We start from the raw sequence: 21,739 nt of genomic DNA, 5'->3' as shown, positions 1-21,739 counted from the left end.
AGTTTTACGTTAGTGTGCTTGCACACCAGTAAAACTATCTAAATTCCGAAGCATTTCGTTCGAGTTCAAATTGACTCAAACGCTTTAACGCCCTCTCCTTTCTACTTTAAATTATAATTTCCGATACTCCCACAGTTAAAACAAGAAACACATTTTACTAGCGAGAAATATCACTTAACCGTCGCTAGAAAGTTAGTTTCCTTTATTGACCATCTTGATAATAGCAGCCTTAATCTTTTCAACATCTGGAAGAACCGCTTGTTCCAAGACACGCGCATAAGGTACAGGCACATCTTCACTTGCCAAACGTACAATTGGGTGGTCAAGGTAATCAAATGCTTCACTTTCTGTAACCATGGCAGCAATCTCACCGATGAATCCACCAGTCTTATAAGCATCATTGACCAACATAAGTTTACCAGTCTTCTTAACTGACTCGAAAATCAATTCCTTATCAAGTGGGATAAGCGTACGTGGGTCAACAACCTCAACATTGATACCTTGTTCAGCCACCTCTTCAGCAGCCTTAAGAACACGTTCCAACATACGACCATATGTGACAATAGTAAGGTCAGTTCCTTCACGCTTGATTTCACCTTTTCCAAGTGGAATGTAGAAATCAGGATTTTGTGTTACTTCTTCTTTTTTACCGTAAAGTGCTTTTGGTTCCATGAAAATAACAATGTTATTATCTTGAATAGCAGATTTCAAAAGACCTTTAGCATCGTTAGCATTACCTGGAGCAACCACTTTAATCCCTGGAATGTGAGTCAACCATGACTCAAGAGATTGTGAGTGCTGTGCCGCAGAACCAATCCCTGAACCAGAGGCTACACGGAAGGTTACAGGAGTCTTCAAACCACCACCAAACATGTAGTTGTTTTTTGCACCATTATTAACGATAGCATCAAGGGCAATCGTGATGAAGTCCATGAAAGTCAAGTCAACGATTGGACGAAGACCTGTAATGGCAGACCCAACAGCTGCACCAGCGATAGCCGCCTCTGAAATTGGTGTATCTTTAACACGTTTTTCACCAAACTCTGCCAACATACCAACTGATGTACCGAAGTCACCACCATAGATACCAACATCTTCACCCATAAGGAAGATATTTTCGTCTTTACGCATTTCCTCGCTCATAGCAAGGTTTACTGCCTCACGCAAGGCCATCAATTTTGTTTCACTCATACTTGTATTCCTTAACCTTTCTCTTTAGTCTACCCATACATCTTCAAAGGCAACTGAAAGTTCTGGATCTGGGCTATTTTGGGCGAACTCATAAGCTGCATCAACCTCTGCCTTAACTTGGCTTTGGATAGCATCTAACTCTTCAGCGCTTGCGATATTTTCAGCAACAAGATAGTCACGGTATTTAATAATAGGGTCGTTATTGTTCTTCCACTCGTCAACTTCTTCCTTAGTACGGTAAACACCCGCATCGGCAGTTGAGTGACCGAACCAACGGTAAGATTCTACCTCAACGATAGCAGGACCGTTACCACCACGGACATGCTCAACAGCCTTGCCCATTGTTTCATAGACTGCCAAAACATCGTTACCATCTTCACAGTAGAAACCAGGAATACCATAAGCTTCCGCACGTGTATAAAGGTGAGGTGTGTTTGTAGCTTTATGGATATCCATTGAGATACCATAACGGTTATTGATGATAAAGAAGATAACAGGTAATTTCCAAGTAGCTGCCATATTGACTGACTCATGGAATGAACCCTCGTTGGTTGCGCCATCTCCAGAGAATGCCACAACAATGTTTCCTGTTTCTTTGTATTGCTGAGTGAGGGCTGCACCTACGGCAAGAGCGTAACCACCACCAACGATACCATTAGTACCATAGTTACCTTTTTCAAAGTCTGCCAAGTGCATAGAACCACCACGGCCCTTAGAAACACCGGTTGCCTTACCAGCAAGCTCTGCCATCATTTTATTCAAATCCATGTCTTGGGCGATAGATTGTCCGTGACCACGGTGATTTGAAAAGAAGATATCGTCATAGCTCAAGTGTTGAACAGCACCAACGTTGGCTGCTTCCTCACCAACTGAAAAGTGAGTCATCCCTTGAACAAAACCACGACGAACCAATTTATTAATACGTGAATCAAATTCACGAATACGTTCCATTTTAGTGAACATCTCAAGATGTGTCTCTTTAGAAAGTTTTACCATATCGATCTCCTCTATCGAAATTTTTCTATACATCTAGGATAGGTTAAAAAAACTTAATGAGCAAGAAATATGCTTGAAAAATGAAAAGCCTTACAACCTTATCACTTATAGGCAATCCGTATGCTTTTTTTTAGCGCATTATGATATAATTGTATAGATTTTACCCGAATAGGAGAATATTTGATATTGAGTGACGTCATCGTTCACGGGCTTACGGCATGTATAGCTTTTATTTTACAAATTGTTATCTTCAAGGTAACTACGAAAAGGCCTTTAAGATACTGGATTCTTATTTTAGCAGCTTTAGTCATTTTTGCCTCTAGTTATTTTGGTATTTACTTTCCAAAATCTGGTTTTATTGCACTTGTGCTCTTTCTAGCTAACAAATCCTACAAAAATCTGAGACATACCATTTTGGAGACTTCCTTCATACCTTTCACCTTTGCCTTAATGGTGAGACTGGTAATTTTCCTGATTATTCCAATCTTTTTCCCTTCTGTCCTAGATTATTATTTTGCTGGTCCATTTATTCTTTTGCTTGCGTTTTTTGCTATGGTTCGCTCAAAATGCCCTTCTTCAAGTGGACTACTCTCGAATGATGCAAATTGACAAAGCAAGACCATGGTACAAATCAACCTCTGTTGCTCTTTGTGCTCTAGCCATTATTTACTTTGCTTCTGAACTTCTTTCAACAGACATTCACTTTACCATTACCTTTCTTATTATTACAGCTCTGATTCTATCTGGACAGGTTAATCTCTATAGAAAGGACCTCAGTGCACAAACACAAGCAGCTCAAGAGGAACATTCTCTGCTTCTTCAAAAATCAAGCCAGAACATCAATACTTGGTACCAGAAAAAAACTAGCCAAGAACTCTTCATCAAAGACGAAGCTGAAAATCTCTACGATATCATCCGTTTCCAACAAAACGAGGAGGCTCAGGAGATAATTGACTACTTGCTGACTCCGAATCCGTTAGATAAGAAGATTGATCATTTTTATCGAGATAAACTTGAAAATATTAAACTCCCTGATTTGCGAGTCCTCTTTGAAGCTAAATTTCTAAAGGCAAAAGAATTGGAGGTTTGGGTTAGTATGGAGGTTCCAGAACCCATTACCGTTTATCCTATTTATCCTTTAGATTGGGTATATGTCCTATCAACTATCTTGGATCATGTCATTGACCAAGCACAAGATAGTGAACAGAAATATCTTAGCTATGCTTATTTTAAAGACGAGGATAGTCAACACTTTGTCGTTGAAAGTTCAAGCACTAAAGAAGATTCAGCTATTACCTCTGATTTCTCTGATCCCGAACTGAAACGCGTCAATAGGATCCTATCCACTTATCCAAACGTTAACATTGTTTCTAATACACGTGCTGGTATTTACCGCTTACAAATTGAGATTGACATGACAAAAGGAGGTTACAATGATTACTAATATTATCAATCCTCTCTTACAGGCTGTTAGTTTCATTTCTATTTGGTACCTCTACCAGACTATGTCTAAGGTTAAGCCACAACGAGGACACCTCTTACTTCTATTTTTGTCCTACGTAGCTGCAGCATCCTATTTTAATCTCGTAAAAATCGTTGTAGACCCTCTTTTCTTCCTTGTTGCTGATTTGGCTCTTGTAAAAGAGCGTTCTTTCTATCATCGTTTGCTTTACGCTTTTTATCCAACTATCCTTTTTGATATGGCTACACGGCTACTTTCACTTGTCATCCTCCCTCACATCTTACATATCAAAGGTGACGTTTCTTTCGATACGAACTTACATATCTTGACCTACATCTTAGCTCCATTAATCATTTTCCTAACGCTTAAAATCTTCGCCATAGACCTAAATCAGATGAGTAGTCTTGACGAAGTTTGGGCTAGACGTAACTGGTTGCGAAGCACTGCCTTCCTAGCTGTCTATTATGTCTTCTTTACTGTTATCCATGGTCTTAACAGTATCCTTACGACAACTAATGATCCTAAAAATTTATTTGAAATAATTTTCAAGGTCAATGCTAATAGGTCTGTTATCTTGGTTCTATACATTGCTCTACTACTATGGGATTTTTACAATTGGAACCAGGCTATCCACCAACAATCTATTGATAGGCTGAACAAAGAACGCCATAAATTGTTGGGTACTATGACTAACTACAGCAAATCCTTTATCCAAATTATCACGCAAAAGCAAAAATCCTTCGACCTATTCAAAAAAAATCTCAAGGACGTTTCTCTTGCCTTGGAAAATGAAGATACCGCAAAAGCTACGAGTCTACTTGAAATTTATAAAACGGACAATGCTAGTATTGGTAATCCAGAGACTCAAGAACACTTGGATAGACTTAGCAATCCAATAATAGCAAGTTTTCTTTCAAATCGTATTTTGGAAATGAGAGCGTCACATGTCGATATTTCCATTAATATAAGTCCTCAGTTTGGTGAGATTCCTTTACCTGACTTAGATTTATATCAACTGCTCCAAGCTTCGGATAAAGCGATATTTAAACTACTTCGTCCTGATATCAAGGTCAACAGTAGTTACCTGCAACTGGATCACTCGCAACTCCTTGTCGTTGAATTACCAGTTTTGGCTGATAAGGTTAGCAAAGATAAAGAACTGAATGAGTTGGTTAAGACTTTGCCAAATGTTGACTATCGTATCGGTTTACATGCAGGTTATCTGACTCAAATAATTGAAATCTTTGAACCTGGTTATTAAGATGATATTGAAAAAGAGCCACCGGCTCTTTTTTTGTTGCTTTTTATCTCTTCACTCTCAAACTTCCTAGCATTTTTGAACAAGGATAATTCTTCGACAAACAAAAAGACACTCAAAATCATATAGACTGAGTGTCTCTACAAATAGTAAACTCCGACTAGTAGGCTTAGAAGGCACCGCCTCCGCCTCCTCCGCCACCACCAGAGAAGCCACCGCCTCCAAAGCCGCCACTACCACTGTTCGAATTGATAGAGAAGCTACTTACGCTATCTGAGGCAGAAACGTAAGATTCTAGATAATTGACATTATTCATCATGATAAATGGTGCTGCTGAATAAGTAAACTCATCTAGAGATGGATTGCTGAGGTGAATGTTGTAACGTTTTAGGACATCACTAACTTTTTTCGCCTGTCCATAGAGTGTCGCATAAACCAAGATACGATTCCAAAGGATGACAGATTCTAGTTCGGATTCTTTAAAACTAGGAATACTCTTAATCATATTTTTAAAGCTATGCCACTGGTAATAGGTTGAAATTTGAGTTGCATCAAGACATCTCTGACGACGTCTTTTCACTAAGTACCAGAATAAAATGGTAACTCCTGCTATAGGTAGAAGGCCAAGAATATAGTAAAAACCTAGTCCTGATCCAAAGGCAGCAAATAAGAACAAGGTTGAAAGAATACAAAGCAACATTGAAAGTACCAAAGCTGCTACTCCCAATAGGTTAAATGTCTTTTCTTTCGGACTAAAATCTCTATAAATTTTAGGAAGTCCAAGCGCAAATTCCTCTTTTTCTACGCCTTTTGCTACTTGATAGCCGTCATTAGTGAATTGATATTTGACACGTTTTCCTTGGGAACGTATTGCTTCACGCTCATAGCTTGTTCTAGCACTCTTAAATTGTTTTTCTAGAGCATCTTTATCAAGATAATAGCGCGAGAACATTTCCGTATCTCTAATTTCCATGCGACCATCAAACAACATATCCAAGAAAGACACTTCAAATGAAGAGAGCCCCTCCTTTTTAATACGTGTCAGAATATTACTATCACCTTCTTGTCTATAGGTGAGATGACCTCTATCAATCAAATCAAGGATGGTAGCTTGCACCATATATTTAAACTTCAGAGGACCCGTTTCTTCTTTTAGACCTGTTTTGTCGAAGGACTGATTATAAACATTCTTGGCTAGGACCAAAGGTGCTAAATTTTGAGGGGCTTCATAAAGACGGGCATCTCGAGGGAAAGAAGGCATCCTAGTGCTATAAAGAACAATGAGGTAACAGAAAATACCAATAAGAACAAAGCTTAAGATCACAAGTGGTAAGATGACATAAAAAATGCGGCGAAAGTTTTCTTTAGATTTCTTGATATCTGCTTCTTTTTTTAGAAAGTCTGCCTTATTCGTCTTATTTAATAAGTAAGCCTGATTATTTTCTCGTAAAGCACTGGTCATCGGCCAGTAGGCGTGTAATTCCAATTTACCTGATGCTGGTAAATTGTCTACATGAACCTGATAACCTGTAGAAGTACGCTTAACCTGTGGATCTTTTCCAAAATAGCCAGCGTGAGCGTAAAGCTCTCCTTGACTTGCATCTAGACCATCAACTGTGAAATCAATCTGTCCAAATCCTTTATCCCAATCAGAGATAGGAAACCAATTTAAAACTGCAATATCTGAATATAGATTCAACAGGTGTTGGATTTGCCAAGTAACTTTGAGGACAACCCTATCACCATCTGAACCTGAATTATAAACTTTGAGTTTAACACCTTCATAGGAGTCTGTTTTTTCAACTGTAATATCTGTTTTTTCTTTCCCGTTTACGGTTGCTGAAACCTTGGGATCATCCATAATAGAATAACCACCAATTTTCCCCAAGGTTACATACTGACCTTTATAATCACTATCAAAATCATAAGTCACTTCCTGCGTAAACGTCGCATTACCATCATCTTGAATTGAAAGGTGACCAACATAGGAAGGCAGACTATACTCTACCTCATCAGCTTTAACGTGCTGCAAAGACAACGGCAGAAAACAGACTAACAGAACAGTTAAAGTAACATATTTAACAAGACCTTTTAGTATCTTTTTCATCATTTTGCTCCTTCAAGAACTAAAAAAGCAGGTGCAACACCAAGTGTCTCGATGTGCCCTGCTCTGATCCCTTATTTAGGCTTGATAAACAATCTCACCGTCACAGATAGTATATTTAACACTACCCGTAAGCTCTTCGCCCACAAATGGTGAATTGGCTGCTTTAGACTTAAAGTCTGCTGTGACCTGACGTTTTTCTTTGTCCGCAAAGATTACAAGGTCAGCTGGTCCATTTTCAGCCAAATAACCGGCATCGAAGCCATAAAGATCAGATGGGTTGCTAGTCATTACTTTCAAGAGTTCAGTCAAGCTTAAGTGACCTGCTTCAACCAAGTAGGTCAATCCAAGAGATAGAGATGTTTCAAGACCAGTCATTCCTGATGGTGCTTTAGTCACATCATCGACATTCTTTTCATCGGCATGGTGTGGCGCGTGGTCTGTGGCAATAACTGAGATAACTCCAGATTTCAACCCTTCGATAACGGCCTGACGGTCAGATTCCAAACGAAGTGGTGGGTTCATCTTGGCATTAGCACCTTTTGAGAGCAAGAGGTCTTCAGTCTTAGAGAAATGCTGCGGTGCCACTTCGGCAGTAACTTGAGCTCCAAGTTTTTGAGCAAATTCAACCACTTTTACAGATTCTGCTTTTGACAAGTGTTGAATATGAACATGTGCTTGTGTATCATAAGCAATCATGACATCACGCGCAATCATACTGTACTCAGCTACACCAGTTGCCCCACAAATATGGAATTCTTTTTTAGCAATATTTTCATTGAAACCGAGAATACCATTAAGATCAGGATCCTCCTCGTGAAGGCTGATAAAGGTATTATTCTCCTTAGCTAGCTCCATGGCCTTTTTGACAATACTAGCATTGGTCAATGGAATACCATCATCTGAGAATCCGACAGCACCGGCTTCAAGCAAGCCCTTGAAATCAGTGATGTTTTCACCATCAAAGTTCTTTGTAATAGTCGCAACAGACTTAACATGGATATTTTCCTTAGCTGCTGAAGTCAAGACCTCCTCCAAGGTTTCCTTGTCTGAAATCGTTGGATTAGTGTTAGCCATCATGACAACTGTTGTAAAACCACCTGCAGCCGCTGCCAAGGATCCAGTATGAATATCTTCTTTGTGGGTTTGACCTGGCTCACGGAAATGAACATGGATATCCACCAAACCAGGAGCAACCACAAGACCAGTCGCATCGATGACTTGAGCATCTCCAGCTTCGATGTTTTCCGCAATCTTAACGACTTTTTTACCATCAACAAGAACATCAGCTTGCGTATCCAAACCAGACTTAGGGTCTACAACACGACCATTTTTAATCAGTAACATAATCTTCCAACTTTCTATTTTACTTCAACCAATCAATTGGGGATTGGCCTTGAGATACAAGGTAGGCATTGGCTTTTGAAAAAGGCTTGCTGCCAAAAAAACCACGATAGACCGACAAGGGACTCGGATGGGCACTCTCAATAATGGCATGCTTTGGATTGGTAACCAGAGCTTTCTTCTTACGAGCATAGCCACCCCAAAGTATAAAGACAACAGGAGTATCCTTTTGATTGAGAACCTTAATCACAGCATCTGTAAATGGTTCCCAAACCTGACCGGCGTGCCCATTTGCTTGACCAGCTGGAACTGTCAGACAGGCATTAAGCAAAAGCACCCCTTGCTCAGCCCATGACGTTAAATCATGAAAGGGTCTAGGACCCAAATCTTCCTCTAACTCCTTGAGAATATTTTTCAAAGACGGGGGAGCAGGAAGGCTATCAGGTACTGAGAAGGATAGTCCCTGTGCTTGATGAGGCCCATGATAAGGGTCCTGACCAAGAATTACCACCCGCACTTCTTCAAATGGGGTCTCCAACAAGGCATTAAAAACCTTGTCACGTGGCGGATAAACCGTTCCCTGACTATAAACCTGATCCATAAACTGATTTATCTTTGAAAAATAATGATCTGGCAGTTCCTCTTTCAGAAGCTTGTGCCATGTCGAATGTTCCATAAAAACCTCTTTTTAGACTGTTTTACACCCTAAATTATACCATAATTTGTAGGGAATATTCGGAAAATACTGAAAAAACACCCTGATTACTAGGCATTTTCTATAAAGTTTTAAAAATGAATGAATCCACAAGTTTAAAGGGCTTACAACCTTTAACTCATTATAGTTTTATGCTATAATTTAAACTTGTATTTTAAGAGAAAAGGTAATCCTATGACTACGTATGAAAATTTAAGAGCAGCTAGACGAGGTCCTATTGTCAGTATTGCTGCCTACGTTCTTCTTACCATTGCAAAACTTTTAGCTGGACACTTTTTAAACTCTAGCTCTTTGATTGCCGATGGTTTCAATAACTTGTCAGATATTTTGGGGAACGTAGCCCTACTCATTGGATTGCACCTAGCTAGTCAACCAGCTGATGCAGATCATAGGTTTGGTCATTGGAAGATTGAAGACTTATCAAGCCTAGTCACTTCCTTTATCATGTTCGTAGTAGGTTTCCAGGTCCTCATTCAAACAGTCCGAAAGATTTTTCTAAGAGAGGAAACTGTGGTTGATCCACTTGGTGCCACTGTTGGTATCCTATCTGCTATCGTCATGTGTGGCGTTTACTTTTACAATAAAAGACTTGCTAAAAAGCTAAAATCTAGTGCTTTGATTGCTGCTGCCAAGGACAATCTCTCCGATGCTGTAACTTCTATTGGTACCTCAATCGCTATCGTTGCAGCATCCTTCAACCTGACGATTATCGACTATATTACTGCCATTATCATTACCTTCTTCATCCTAAAGACAGCCTATGATATCTTCATGGAAGCAACCTTTAGTTTGTCAGACGGTTTCGATGAGAGAAACCTCAAGGCCTATGAAAAAGCCATTCTTGAGATTCCAAAAGTCACTAAGGTTAAAAAGCAACGTGGCCGTTCTTATGGTAGCAACGTCTATCTTGATATTGTGGTTGAAATGAATCCTGACCTCTCTGTTTACGAGAGTCATGCCATTACCGAACAAATCGAGGAGGTCCTCAGCAAGCGTTTCTCCGTTTATGACACTGATGTCCACGTAGAGCCCGCTGCTATTCCCGAAGATGAAATTTATGGCAATGTCCTTCACAAACTCTCTCGCAATGAAAAGATTATTCTGTCAAAAATTCCTGACTATGAAAATCTCTTGGCACCTGACTTCTACTTAATCGATGAAAATGGTCATCATCACACTCGTGAAGAAGTCATCGCCAATCAACAACCACTTCTCAATAACTTTGACAGCTTCAAGATGACATCTGTTAGTCAAAAAACGAAATTAATTAGTTATGAGTTGGGAGGAAATTTCCACACTAGTATCTGGCGTCGAAATGAAACCTGGTTCATGATTTACCACCAAGTAACAAGGATAAAAGATGAAAAGTAACGAGCAAGTAAGCTCGTTTTTTCTGTTTCCAACTATATTTTATTTAACCTTCAATCGATTCTAAAAATTACATTAAAATGCCGAATGTTAGGAAAACTATAACTTTTATATGTTATAATGAAAGTGTTTGTCACTACTGAATTTAGGGTTTTGACAGGCAAATGTTATTAATAGATAGAAATAGGTTCTGACAGCTACAGAACCCCATAGATATTAAAGGAGACACATTGTGAAAAAGAAAATTGTTGCCGTCCTTTTAGCAGCTTGTCTAGCCCTAGCACCGAGTTTGTCTAGTGCAGACGAATTGATGGATATCACACGCGCTGCTGGTTATACTGAAGCCACTGAGGCCTATCGCCCCAAATCAACCCTCTTAATTGATGGCAATACCGGAGATGTCCTCTGGGAAGAAAATGCTGACGAGGTGCGTGACCCTGCTTCTATGTCTAAGGCCATGACACTTTATTTGGTCTTTGAAGCTATGTCTAAAGGAGAGATTTCTGAAGATACTGTTATCACAGCTACTCCAACCGACCAAGCTATTGCCGATATTTACGAAATTTCCAACAACAAGATTGTTGCGGGTGTTGATTATACGGTTTCAGAACTCATCACTATGACGGCGGTGCCTTCCTCTAACGTTACAACCGTGATGCTGGCCAACTACTTGACCAATAATGATCCTGATAAATGGCTTGACATGATGAATGAAAAATCTAAAGAGCTAGGGATGACCAATACCAAATGGTTTAACGCTTCTGGTGCCGTTGCTGTTGCCTTCAAAGGTTACTACAGTCCTCAACGTTATGATAACAACCAAACCAACCAAACAACTGCGCGTGATTTGGCTATCATGACCTATAACTTCATCAAGAAATACCCAGAAATTCTCAAGTACACTAGCAAACCTGTTGTCACAGTTAAAAAGGGAACACCTTACGAGGAAACCTTCGAAACTTATAACTACTCTATTCCAGGAGCTAAATACGGAATTGATGGGGTTGATGGGTTGAAGACAGGATCAAGCCCAGAAGGTGCCTTCAACTATATTGATACTATCAAGCGTGGTGATCAACGTATGATTGCTGTCATTATGGGTTCTGGTGATTGGTCTGACCAAACAGGTGAAGAAATCCGTCATACCTTTGGTAATGCCCTCGTTGAGAAAATGTATAAAGACTTCTCTTACAAGAAAGTTCTTAGCAAGGGTGATCAAGAAATCGACGGTAAAAAGTACACTGTCGAAAAAGATGTCTACGCCACAGTCAAAAAAGGCAAAGACCCTAAAATCTCTGTTAAAGATGATCACATTGTCATTGATAATGGTCTGAAGACAGTATCACCTAATATCAAGGCTACTTCTGTTAAGGCAACTAAAGTTAAGGGATGGTTCGATTTTGGAAGTAACCAAAAAGATAAAAAGGCTACTAAAGCAACAAATAATGGCCAACTACCAGTTTATTTCTGGTTGCTATGCCTTATCCCAGTTGGTCTCCTCTACTTGATTTACCTTAATGAAAAAGGACGTCGTCAAAGAGTCAAAGAACGTCGTCAAGCAAGACAAATCAATAAATAAAAGAAAGCGTGTCCATGACACGTTTTTTTTATACTCTATTCAAGGAAGTCCCCCAAGAATACTGATAAAACCACCCAAAACTATGCTATAATAGACGAGTATGACTTTTTTTACAAACATATAACAAAAATAGATTAAAGGATGCTTTTAAGAGTGTCTAAACGTTGTTACTAAGGAAATTATTTTGAAAAAGAAATTGTTAGGACTCTTCCTGGTAGCTAGTTTGGCTTTAGCTCCCAGTCTGTCGTCCGCTGACCAACTGGTAGATATTGCACAAAAAGCAGGCTACAAGGAAGCCACCGAGACCTATCGACCTAAATCATCACTTTTGATTGATGCCAATACTGGGGACATCCTTTGGCAAGATAACATTGATGAAGTACGTGACCCCGCTTCCATGAGTAAGGCCATGTCTCTCTACCTGGTTTTTGATGCTTTGTCAAAGGGAGAAATCAAAGAAGACACCGTGATTACAGCCAAGCCAACCGATGAGGCTATTGCTAATATCTACGAAATCTCAAACAACAAGATTGTTTCTGGAGTTAAATACACGGTTTCGGAACTTATCACTATGACAGCTGTTCCCTCTTCAAATGCAGCAACAGTCATGCTTGCCAACTATCTCAGTAATAATGATCCTGACAAGTGGATTGATCGCATGAACGAAAAGTCTAAAGAGCTCGGCATGACAAACACTAAATGGTATAATGCCTCTGGAGCTGGGGCGGCATCTTACAAAGGCTACTACACGCCTAAACGTTATGACAATAACCACTCTAACCAGACGACAGCTCGTGATTTGTCTATCATGGCTTATAACCTTATCAAACATCACCCTGAAATCCTTAAATACACTAGCCAACAGACAGTAACTGTCAAAAAAGGAACACCATACGAGGAAACCTTTGAAAATTACAACTACTCCTTGCCTGGTGCTGATTATGGCCTCAAAGGAGTCGATGGCCTAAAAACAGGCTCAAGTCCTCGTGGAGATTACAACTACATCTCCACATGCAAACGAGAAAATCAACGTGTCATTTCAGTTATCTTGGGCGTTGGAAATTGGGAAGACGAAAGTAGCGAAAAAATCCGTCATGCCTTCGGTAACTCCCTCATTGAGAAAATGTTTAAAGACTATTCCTACAAGAAAGTCCTAAGCAAGGGCAAACAAAAGATTGATGGTAAAAAATACGATGTCCAAAAAGATGTCTATGCCACAGTCAAAAAAGGACAAGAGCCTAAGATTAGTGTTAAAGATGATTATGTCCTTGTCGATAATGGCTTAAAAACAGTGTCACCTAAGATTACAGCAAGTACTGTCAAGGCAACTAAAACTGGCTTCTTCCTCTTTTCAGGAGGTAAAAAAGAGAAACAAAAAAGCAATAAGCATAACTTTATGAAACATTTTGCCTTGTTCTGCTTTCTCTTATTACCACTTTACGTGCTCTACTTAATTTTTATCAATGAGAAAAAACGTCGTCAAAAAGTCAAAAAAACGCCGTCAAGCTCGACAAATCAATAACTAAAAGAACGTGCTCAACCGAGCACGTTTTTAGTTGTCTCCAAGAAATGTTTTGAGATGAGACATCTCATTTCGCATTTGTTCCAATCCCTCTTGATAGATGGCCTCAAATTTTTCAGGATCCTTCTCCAATCGACCAACTTCAAGCGCATGCTCTGGACGAATGGCATAAAGATTGCCAGTTTTTTCCAAAGCCTCAATCTTTTCAATACTCTTATTGTAGTGGATATGGCGATTTGATGCTACTTGGACAAATTCAGGATATTTGCGGTAAAAGAGCTTGTAGATTCGCTTACTCGTTTTAGATGGCTCTTTACGATAACCCTTAGGACGCGTCAGAACGACAATAAGTTTGTCAAAGCCCAAATTCTCCATAAAATCAATGGGAAGACTATCAGACAGTCCACCATCCATATAGCGTTTACCCTTGTACTCGACAATTTCAGAAACCAAAGGCAGGGCGGAACTTGCACGAAGGGCTTCCATTTGCTCAAAGACATGATCAATCTTGATATAGTCTGGTTTGCCGGTCTCAATATCTGTAGTAACCACATAGAAGGGAACGCCCGAATCAGCAAAGGCCTCCTGATCAAAAACGTCTAACTCCATTGGAACCTTATAATAGGAGAACTCCTTATTAACGAAGTTACCGGTCGTCAGCCATGACCAGAAACTCATGTAGCGACGGTCTCCCATGAATCGTTTGTTGTAGCGAAGGGCTCTTTTGGGCTGGTTAGAAAGGTAATTAACACCAAAAAGCGCTCCAGCTGATACTGATACAACACCGTCTACTTTGATTCCAGCTTCTAAAAAGGCATCTAAAACACCAGCAGTGTATAAGCCACGCATGCCTCCGCCTTCAAGGACTAAACCTACCTTCATTCTAAAATCTCCTTCTTGATTGGTTCTGCTAGGACTTGATAACCTTGTGGACTCAAGTGTAAACCATCCGTTGTGTAAGTGTCATTTAACTGTCCTTGGGCATCTGTCAGGTAATCATAAAGATCAACATAGGTCACACCAGGGAGAACAGCTAATTGTTGATTAAGTTCACGGACAGTCGCATTATTTCGAATCTTAACCTTAGAAGCATATTGTGAATTTTCACTAACCGGAAAAACACTCAGCAAATAGACCTCAGTAAAGAGGGATTCCTGACGAACTGTCATGATAATATCGGAAATACGATTGACAATATCTCGAATGGGGTAGCCCCTTCCGATGTCGTTAATACCAATCAAGAGTACCAATTTACTGGGTTCCAAATCTAAAACTTGCTCTTTAAGGTGTTCTAAAAGCCAAACCGAGTCTGTTCCAGCAATCCCACGGTTTACCAAGGGGACCTCTCGACCCAAATATTTTTTCAATGCAAAAAACTCCGTGATGGAGTCCCCTGCAAAAACAATTTGGCCTTTGTCTAACTTCTGATTTTCATTCACAAATTTGTCTAAACGCTCTTCTTGATAGGCCACAAGCTCGGGCCTAGTTGTTTCAATCATACTTCATCCTTTTTTCTTAAATATTATACGCACTACCGTGATCAAAGCTAGAAAAGTTCCAAGTCCATGAAATAGCCAGGCAAGATTTTCAAAACCTGATTTATTGGCCAAAAGGGCACCGGAAAGTAGAAATCCCAATGTCAACAAGGCTAAAACCAGATTATTTAAAACTTTCTCAAAGACTTTAATTCGACCTGAAAAGTTGATAAAATCATGGTTTACCACAATTCGTCCGTTTAAAATCTGCTCTAAGAGCTGATGTAGGCGACGCGGAATATTTTTTCCATTGCGAATCAGATAAAAGAGTTCAATCAAGATACTCTCTTTATTCGGGGCCTGCCTAAGCATGTCAGGGCCCATATTTTCTAGGAAATAATCCTTGGCCAAAGTCATCAAATCCATATTTGGGGCCAACTCTCGGAAAATACCTTCAATTTGAAGCGAAGCCTTCTCCAAAATGGTAATTTGAGACGAGGCTTTAAGATGATTCTTCTGGAAAATAGCCAGTAAATCCTCTAGTAAATCTGTCATGGATAGACTTCCCAAGTCAACACCAGAATAACGCCCCAGCATCTGCTCTACATCCTGACTTAGGACCGCACGGTTTAGACCATTATCAAACTGGGTAACTGACAAGATAGCCTTAGTCATGCCGTCAACATCCTGAGCAGTAAAACTATATAGGATGTCATTTAAGGACGCACGCATCCCAACTTCCAACTCTCCCATAATCCCAAAGTCAATGAAATAAATCTTACCATCACGTACCAAGAGATTTCCAGGATGAGGATCACCATGAAAATAGCCGTCTTTGAAAACCTGCTTGATAAATGACAACATGAGTTTCTTGCCCACATCTTCCAGGTCATAGCCAGCCTCAATCAGTTGGCTGTAGTCATTAAGTGGAATCCCATCGATGTACTCTTCGACTATGAGGTGTGGCGTCGTAAAGGAATCATAGACCTCCGGGACACCTAGACAAGCAACAGCCCTGTTATTTGCCTTAAAACGCTTCATGGCCTCTGCTTCATTTCTGAAATCAAGTTCCTTAATTAGGGTTTCTCGCAGATTTTCCAAAACCTCCTGAACATCGACCATAGGTATAAAATGCTTTGGAATATGGCGTGCAAGCTTAATGAGAAGCTGAATATCTTCCTTAACGACCTCATCAATACCAGGTCGCTGAATTTTTACAATCACTTCCTGACCAGATAACAATCTAGCCCTATGGGTCTGAGCTACAGAACCAGAAGCCAAGGGCTCTTCCGAGAAATCAAGGAAACTGTCAGAAAGCCCACTAGGTAATTCTCGCCTAATGGCCGTCATGACTTCCTCTTTATTCAAGGGAGGAACTGAGCTCTGGAGTTTTGATAATTCTCTGATATAGGCCTCTGGCAAAAGGTCAGAGCGCGTGGATAGGATTTGACCAATTTTAACAAAACTAGGCCCCAATTGCTCAAAGGCTTGGCGTAGCTTGACAGGTGTTGTCTGTTGGTCTTGAGGAAGGTGTTTTTCACGATAAGAAAGGAGACCAACTGACGAGAAAACCTTCAACACATGTCTCAATCGTTTACTTGCCATTTTAGTCTCCTTACATTTTATTTATTTTGACTGAGCAAAGCGTCAAGTTTTTCTTCAAGACGTTTCACATCATCCTTAGTCGCATACTCAATTGAAGATTTCTTAGCATCAAGTTTATTCAAAAATTCTTGAGCTTCTTCCTTACTTTGACGTTTGAGCTCTTGTTCTAGTTCCTTACCTTCTTCAACAGTCAAACGCCCCTTTTCAACTAACTCTTTGACAAAACTATCAGCTTTATCAACTGTCATAGCAGTCAAGCCAATACCAGCTAAGAGAACTTTTTTCAAATCATTCATTATCGTTACCTCCATCTAAGTAGGAAAAGCAAAGAAATAGACTAGCTACTTCTTCAGAAAATATAAGAACGTTTTCACACTTTTATTCTACCACTTTTTCAGAAAATGTGTTAATGAACATAAATTACATTCTGTAGTAGTTTAATACTCGATATGCAAATACATTCGCCGAAATACTTATTTATCAACGTTGTACCTAAATACTAAATAAGAATCTCAAGCTTTTGCTGAGATTCTTAACGATTTTCTATTTGTAAAGAGCTTCACCATTACTTTCGATAACAGACTTATACCAAGCAAATGATTTCTTCTTATAACGAGCCAAGCTACCACTACCATCATCATTACGATCAACGTAGATGAAGCCATAACGCTTACTGAGTTCAGCCGTTGAAGCTGAGACCAAATCAATTGGTCCCCAAGTCGTATAGCCCCAAAGCTCCACACCATCTTGAAGAGCTTCACCTACTTGAATCAAGTGTTTTTGAAGATAATCAATACGATAATCATCTTCAACTATTGGACCATCAGGACCGTCAACAAGGACATCCTTGGCACCCAAACCATTTTCGACAATAAACAATGGCAATTGATAACGATCATAGAAATCATTCAAAACTAGACGAAGACCGATTGGGTCAATTGCCCAACCCCACTCAGATTTCTCAAGGTAGGGATTTTCAACACCACCCATAATATTTCCTTTACCAATCGTATAGTCTTCTGGATTATGTGCGGTTGCCACAGACATATAATAAGAGAATGAAATGAAATCAACGGTATTCTTCAAGATTTCTTCATCACCAGGAGAAAATTGTATTTCAATACCATTGTCTTTGAAATAGCGTTTAATATAGTTTGGATATTTCCCACGCGCATGGATATCTGAGAAGAGATAGTTTTGATTTTCAAACTCGTGAACAGCCAACTGATCCAAAGGATTAGCTGTCATCCCATAGGCAGGCATGGCAAGAACCATACAACCAATCTTAAAATCAGGGTTGATGTCATGTCCGATCTTGGTTGCTGAAGCTGATGCGACTAATTCATGGTGGACTGCTTGGTAAAGATCCTGTTTAGAGAGCTCTTCCATAGGTGTCGCAATACCACCTGACATGAAAGGTGCATGTAGAACAGAGTTCACTTCATTAAAGGTCAACCAATATTTGACCTTATCTTTATAACGTGTGAAGACGGTACGGACATAGTTTTCATAAAAACCAATTAATTTACGATTAGTCCATCCATTGTATTCACGCGCCAAGTTGAGGGGTGTTTCATAGTGAGACAAGGTTACAAGTGGTTCGATGCCATACTTAGCCAATTCATCAAAGACTTTATCATAGAAGGCTAGGCCAGCTTCATTTGGCTCAGCATCATCACCATTTGGGAAAATACGAGACCATGCAATTGACATACGAAAGACCTTGAAGCCCATCTCTGCAAAAAGTGCTATGTCCTCTTTATAACGGTGATAGAAATCTATACCTTCTAGCTTTAGATTATCTGCTGTTGGTTGATCTGTAATCAAAGGATTCAAAGACCCAGGTTCAAGTGGAACACCACCCTTTGGCGTCACATCCTGTACAGACAAACCTTTGCCATCTAAGTTATAAGCACCTTCAAATTGGTTGGCAGCTGTTGCACCACCCCAGAGAAATTCTTTTGGAAATGTGTAAGTCATCTTTTATCTCCTCGTCTTGTTTAATATACTAATAGTATAACACTTAGAAAACGATTACACTTATACTATCTTATTGACATCTGATACTATAGTACGAAAAAAACAGACCCAAGTCTGTTTTAATTAATCATTATTTTCAATAGCATTTGCTGCTTTGGCCTCTTCTCGCCTAACAACATTATCTTTAACAATCTGATAAAGGGTGGCGGCTACTGGCACAGAAACCAACATGCCCAAGATACCACCCAAAGCAGAACCTATGGTGATAGCGAAGATAACCCAAATACCAGGAAGTCCGGTAGAGCCACCAACCACATAAGGATAGATGAGATTTCCTTCAAACTGCTGCAAAATAACCACGTAGGCAATAAACAAAAGTGCCAAGGTCACAGAGTGTGTCATAATCAAGATGGTACCAATTGTCACACCGATATAGGCCCCCACAACTGGTATCATAGCTGAAAAGCCAATCAGGATAGAAATAGTCGCGGCGTATGGAAAATCAAAGATACGCATCCCAATATAACACAAGGTTCCCAAGATACAAGCCTCAATCGACTGATAAACAAAGAAATTGCGGAAGCGATTATTGAGAATAGCAACCACATAGTGGAAAGTCTTACCATAACGTCCTAAATAGACATCTACCAAACGATTGACCTGATTTCCAAGTTTTTCTTTCCCAGCCAAAACATAGCAAGAAAAGACGATACTAATAAAGAGATTAATCAAGGTTGATGGTAGACTCGTTAACGAAGTCAAGAAGCTTGTCAAACCATTCATGATTTGTTGAAGCAACTGAGCACTGTAGCTATTGATTAGCTCTCTAACCTGTGTCACACCACCAAGATCTTGAATAATTTTTTGCAAGGACTTGTTTTTAAGCAGCCAATTAATCAAATTATTAATAGCTGAACGGTCTTGACTAATCAATGTGTTGATACTGTCAATCAAATCGGGAAGAACAGTGAAGACTACCCAAGTAAAGACCAAACCAATGGTCGCCAATGCCGAGAGCAAAGAAATAGGACGCTTGATCTTAGCTATAAAACCAAATGGAATAAACTTGACCAGTAGCTTCTCATAAAAAGACATCAGGATATTGACCACAAAGGCAATCCCTGCTCCAACCAGGAAGGGCTGACTGGCAATGTAAATAGTGTTACAAATTGAAACAACGGTTTCCCAGTAAGTATAAATCAAGAAACAGCTGAAAAAAAGGACAGCCAACCAAATGAACTGATTTTTTGTAAATTTCATAGGCACTCCAAAATTTAAAATACCCTTCCATTATACACTAAGAAAGGGTTTCTTACTATCTTTGATCATAGAAAGCCGCTAAAATTCCACCAACTCTTGATCAGCTATTGGATCTATCAGCTTGACAAAGTGAAAGCTCGATCCATCGTAATCAAAAACTAAGATGGCACAATTGCCTGGACAAGACTGAAAGGCCCGCTCTGGCTCAACGGCATGAAGAAAAGTCATCAAGGCTCCAGCGTGACTAACAGCTAAAATAGATTGGTCAGGATGCTTATCTACTATCTCCTTAGCACTCGCAACAACACGCGCAACGAACTGATCCTGACTTTCCCCACCAAACTGGGCATAGTGGTCACCAAAATGCCCCACAACAGGTGTCTTGGGATGAAGATACTCTGGCTGACCTTCAAAAATACCAAAATGCATTTCTTTTAGCCCCTTAACACGTTGATAATCAGTACGCCCAGTCGCCAATTCAATGGTATCAGAAGCTCTTTCAGTTGTCGTACAATAATACTGATCAAAAGTCATATCATGTTTTTCAAAATAAGCACGGACCTGACGAGCTTGGTCCCGACCTTTTTCGGTCAATGGAGAATCACACCAACCTTGAATCCGATTGAGTGTGTTAAAAAGTGTCTGTCCATGTCGCATTAAATAGAGTCGTGTCATTCTTCGCCTCCAAAGATATACTCTTCTTCTACAGGATTATATACTGAAACCAGTTCAAATTGCCCTTGATCATAGGTAAAATGTAAGATGCAACAATTTTTAAGACCACGAATATCTGGGGCGGGATTTAAAACACGTCTACAAAACTGCAAAATAGATGGTCCATGACTAACTAGCAAGGACTTAGAACCATCGGCCACACTCTCCATGATGGCCCTAATAGTTAACTCCATACGATCCCGAACCTGGGTCGTACTCTCGCCACCAAATTGAACAAAGTAATCACCAAAGCCTTGTCCATCAGGTAAGGTTTTAGGAGTAAGATACTCTGGCTGGCCCTCAAAAGCTCCAAAATCCTGTCCCTTAAGACCTTTAAGTCTTTCATAGTCTGTTCGTCCAGTCACAATTTCTAGGGTATCACTAGCTCTCTCAGAGGTTGACGTAAAGACATGATCAAAAATTGGCTCCTGCTTGGCTAGATACTGACCAGCCTTTTTAGCCTGTTCGATCCCGACTTCCGTTAAAGGGGCATCGCAGACCCCCTGAAGCCTATGCTGAACATTAAACCGTGTTTGTCCATGCCTCATTAAATAAAATTCTTTCATAATGTTACCTCTAAACCAGAAATCGGATCAATCACCTGAAGAAGCTCCAATTGACCTTGGTTATAATCATAAACACAAACATTACAATTTCCAAAGCCCACTCCTTCAGGAAAGGCCAAGTCCATGAAAATGATCAATCCCCATAAAGCCGCTCCATGACTAACAAATAGAAGATTCTCATCACCCTCTTTAGTATGCTCTTCTGCTTTCTCTATAACAGTCTTTAAAACCCTCTGGCCAACCTGACGGATATCTTCCCCTCCATATGGAACCAAAAGATCTTCGAAAGATCGTGTGCCAGGTCGATGTTTTGGCAAGAGGTGCTCAGGTTGTGCCTCAAAAGAGCCAAAATTCATTTCTTTAATTCCTTTAAGCTGAGTTACAGTATACTCGGGCGCCACAATCTTTGCCGTGTCAGTTGCTCTCTCTTGCGTAGATGAATAGACAGCGTCAAAAGAAATACCTTTCTTAGCAAAGTACTGCTTAGCTTCTTCCGCCTGCCAGATCCCATTTTCAGTCAGGGGAGAGTCACACCATCCCTGAACACGCTTTTGTGTATTAAATAATGTCTCACCATGTCGCATTAAATATAACTTCATT

20 protein-coding genes are annotated in these 21,739 nt (G+C 39.9%); 6 read left to right on the top strand and 14 right to left on the bottom strand.

Features of this window, described 5'->3' with window-relative positions:
• Window positions 1–192: 192 nt before the first annotated feature.
• Window positions 193–1,191, bottom strand: coding sequence for an alpha-ketoacid dehydrogenase subunit beta (locus SSAL8618_RS05315; protein WP_038675992.1), 999 nt, complete (start codon window positions 1,189–1,191; stop codon window positions 193–195).
• Window positions 1,192–1,215: 24 nt separating this feature from the next.
• On the bottom strand, window positions 1,216–2,187 hold the full coding sequence (locus SSAL8618_RS05310; RefSeq protein ID WP_002884921.1) for a thiamine pyrophosphate-dependent dehydrogenase E1 component subunit alpha: 972 nt from the start codon (window positions 2,185–2,187) through the stop codon (window positions 1,216–1,218).
• A gap of 186 nt (window positions 2,188–2,373) precedes the next feature.
• Between SSAL8618_RS05310 and SSAL8618_RS10820 the strand changes: the two genes are divergently transcribed.
• Genes SSAL8618_RS10820 through SSAL8618_RS05300 form a run of 3 tightly spaced genes read left to right on the top strand, consistent with a single transcriptional unit; the run spans window position 2,374 to window position 4,910 of the window.
• Window positions 2,374–2,796, top strand: a complete 423-nt coding sequence (locus SSAL8618_RS10820) for a hypothetical protein (RefSeq protein WP_257001922.1) — start codon at window positions 2,374–2,376, stop codon at window positions 2,794–2,796.
• Window positions 2,783–3,631, top strand: a complete 849-nt coding sequence (locus SSAL8618_RS05305; protein WP_223896427.1) for an ATP-binding protein — start codon at window positions 2,783–2,785, stop codon at window positions 3,629–3,631. Before SSAL8618_RS10820 ends, SSAL8618_RS05305 begins: the two co-directional genes overlap by 14 nt.
• Window positions 3,621–4,910, top strand: coding sequence for a hypothetical protein (locus SSAL8618_RS05300; protein ID WP_038675989.1), 1,290 nt, complete (start codon window positions 3,621–3,623; stop codon window positions 4,908–4,910). The genes SSAL8618_RS05305 and SSAL8618_RS05300 overlap by 11 nt, the downstream gene beginning before the upstream one ends.
• 166 nt (window positions 4,911–5,076) lie before the next feature.
• On the opposite strand, the gene SSAL8618_RS05295 is transcribed toward SSAL8618_RS05300, so the two are convergent.
• From SSAL8618_RS05295 to SSAL8618_RS05285, 3 genes are all read right to left on the bottom strand, one after another.
• Window positions 5,077–7,014 carry a DUF2207 domain-containing protein gene (locus tag SSAL8618_RS05295; protein ID WP_038675987.1) on the bottom strand — a complete coding sequence of 646 codons (1,938 nt, stop codon included), beginning with the start codon at window positions 7,012–7,014 and terminating at the stop codon, window positions 5,077–5,079.
• 75 nt (window positions 7,015–7,089) lie between these two features.
• The gene (locus SSAL8618_RS05290; protein WP_038675986.1) at window positions 7,090–8,358 is read right to left on the bottom strand and encodes a dihydroorotase; all 1,269 of its coding nucleotides are present in this window, start codon (window positions 8,356–8,358) and stop codon (window positions 7,090–7,092) included.
• Between the two features lie 19 nt (window positions 8,359–8,377).
• On the bottom strand, window positions 8,378–9,031 hold the full coding sequence (locus tag SSAL8618_RS05285) for a uracil-DNA glycosylase (RefSeq protein ID WP_038675984.1): 654 nt from the start codon (window positions 9,029–9,031) through the stop codon (window positions 8,378–8,380).
• A gap of 213 nt (window positions 9,032–9,244) precedes the next feature.
• Here SSAL8618_RS05285 and SSAL8618_RS05280 point away from each other — a divergent pair, with 213 nt between their 5' ends.
• From SSAL8618_RS05280 to SSAL8618_RS05270, 3 genes are all read left to right on the top strand, one after another.
• Complete coding sequence (locus SSAL8618_RS05280; protein WP_013990637.1) at window positions 9,245–10,441, top strand: cation diffusion facilitator family transporter; 1,197 nt, start codon at window positions 9,245–9,247, stop codon at window positions 10,439–10,441.
• Window positions 10,442–10,670: 229 nt separating this feature from the next.
• Window positions 10,671–12,017 (top strand): D-alanyl-D-alanine carboxypeptidase, encoded by a 1,347-nt coding sequence (locus SSAL8618_RS05275; protein ID WP_038675982.1) that lies wholly within the window; start codon window positions 10,671–10,673, stop codon window positions 12,015–12,017.
• A gap of 184 nt (window positions 12,018–12,201) precedes the next feature.
• A complete protein-coding gene (locus SSAL8618_RS05270; RefSeq protein WP_038675979.1) occupies window positions 12,202–13,539 on the top strand; it encodes a D-alanyl-D-alanine carboxypeptidase family protein in 1,338 nt (445 codons plus the stop codon).
• A 30-nt stretch (window positions 13,540–13,569) separates the two neighbouring features.
• Here SSAL8618_RS05270 and SSAL8618_RS05265 read toward each other — a convergent pair whose 3' ends face one another.
• The 9 genes from SSAL8618_RS05265 to SSAL8618_RS05225 all read right to left on the bottom strand — a co-directional run bounded on the left by SSAL8618_RS05265 (window position 13,570) and on the right by SSAL8618_RS05225 (window position 21,738).
• Window positions 13,570–14,421, bottom strand: a complete 852-nt coding sequence (locus tag SSAL8618_RS05265; protein WP_013990642.1) for a patatin-like phospholipase family protein — start codon at window positions 14,419–14,421, stop codon at window positions 13,570–13,572.
• Window positions 14,418–15,038: an SGNH/GDSL hydrolase family protein gene (locus SSAL8618_RS05260; RefSeq protein WP_038675977.1), complete on the bottom strand. Its 621-nt coding sequence runs from the start codon at window positions 15,036–15,038 to the stop codon at window positions 14,418–14,420. The genes SSAL8618_RS05265 and SSAL8618_RS05260 overlap by 4 nt, the downstream gene beginning before the upstream one ends.
• A 3-nt stretch (window positions 15,039–15,041) precedes the next feature.
• On the bottom strand, window positions 15,042–16,619 hold the full coding sequence (locus tag SSAL8618_RS05255; protein WP_038675975.1) for an ABC1 kinase family protein: 1,578 nt from the start codon (window positions 16,617–16,619) through the stop codon (window positions 15,042–15,044).
• 17 nt (window positions 16,620–16,636) lie between these two features.
• Window positions 16,637–16,915, bottom strand: a complete 279-nt coding sequence (locus SSAL8618_RS05250) for a phasin family protein (RefSeq protein WP_038675973.1) — start codon at window positions 16,913–16,915, stop codon at window positions 16,637–16,639.
• A 247-nt stretch (window positions 16,916–17,162) separates the two neighbouring features.
• Complete coding sequence (locus SSAL8618_RS05245) at window positions 17,163–18,599, bottom strand: glycoside hydrolase family 1 protein (RefSeq protein ID WP_038675971.1); 1,437 nt, start codon at window positions 18,597–18,599, stop codon at window positions 17,163–17,165.
• 123 nt (window positions 18,600–18,722) lie between these two features.
• Window positions 18,723–19,859: an AI-2E family transporter gene (locus SSAL8618_RS05240; protein ID WP_038675970.1), complete on the bottom strand. Its 1,137-nt coding sequence runs from the start codon at window positions 19,857–19,859 to the stop codon at window positions 18,723–18,725.
• A gap of 78 nt (window positions 19,860–19,937) precedes the next feature.
• Complete coding sequence (locus SSAL8618_RS05235) at window positions 19,938–20,534, bottom strand: histidine phosphatase family protein (RefSeq protein WP_038675968.1); 597 nt, start codon at window positions 20,532–20,534, stop codon at window positions 19,938–19,940.
• Window positions 20,531–21,139, bottom strand: a complete 609-nt coding sequence (locus tag SSAL8618_RS05230) for a histidine phosphatase family protein (protein WP_038675967.1) — start codon at window positions 21,137–21,139, stop codon at window positions 20,531–20,533. The genes SSAL8618_RS05235 and SSAL8618_RS05230 overlap by 4 nt, the downstream gene beginning before the upstream one ends.
• Window positions 21,136–21,738 carry a histidine phosphatase family protein gene (locus SSAL8618_RS05225; protein ID WP_038675965.1) on the bottom strand — a complete coding sequence of 201 codons (603 nt, stop codon included), beginning with the start codon at window positions 21,736–21,738 and terminating at the stop codon, window positions 21,136–21,138. The genes SSAL8618_RS05230 and SSAL8618_RS05225 overlap by 4 nt, the downstream gene beginning before the upstream one ends.
• Between the last annotated feature and the right edge of the window lies 1 nt (window position 21,739).

The sequence above is a fragment of the Streptococcus salivarius genome, from assembly GCF_000785515.1.
GTDB classification, from domain to species: Bacteria; Bacillota; Bacilli; order Lactobacillales; family Streptococcaceae; genus Streptococcus; species Streptococcus salivarius.
Note: the sequence above shows the minus strand (reverse complement) of the source record. Positions and strands in the feature narration are given on the sequence as shown.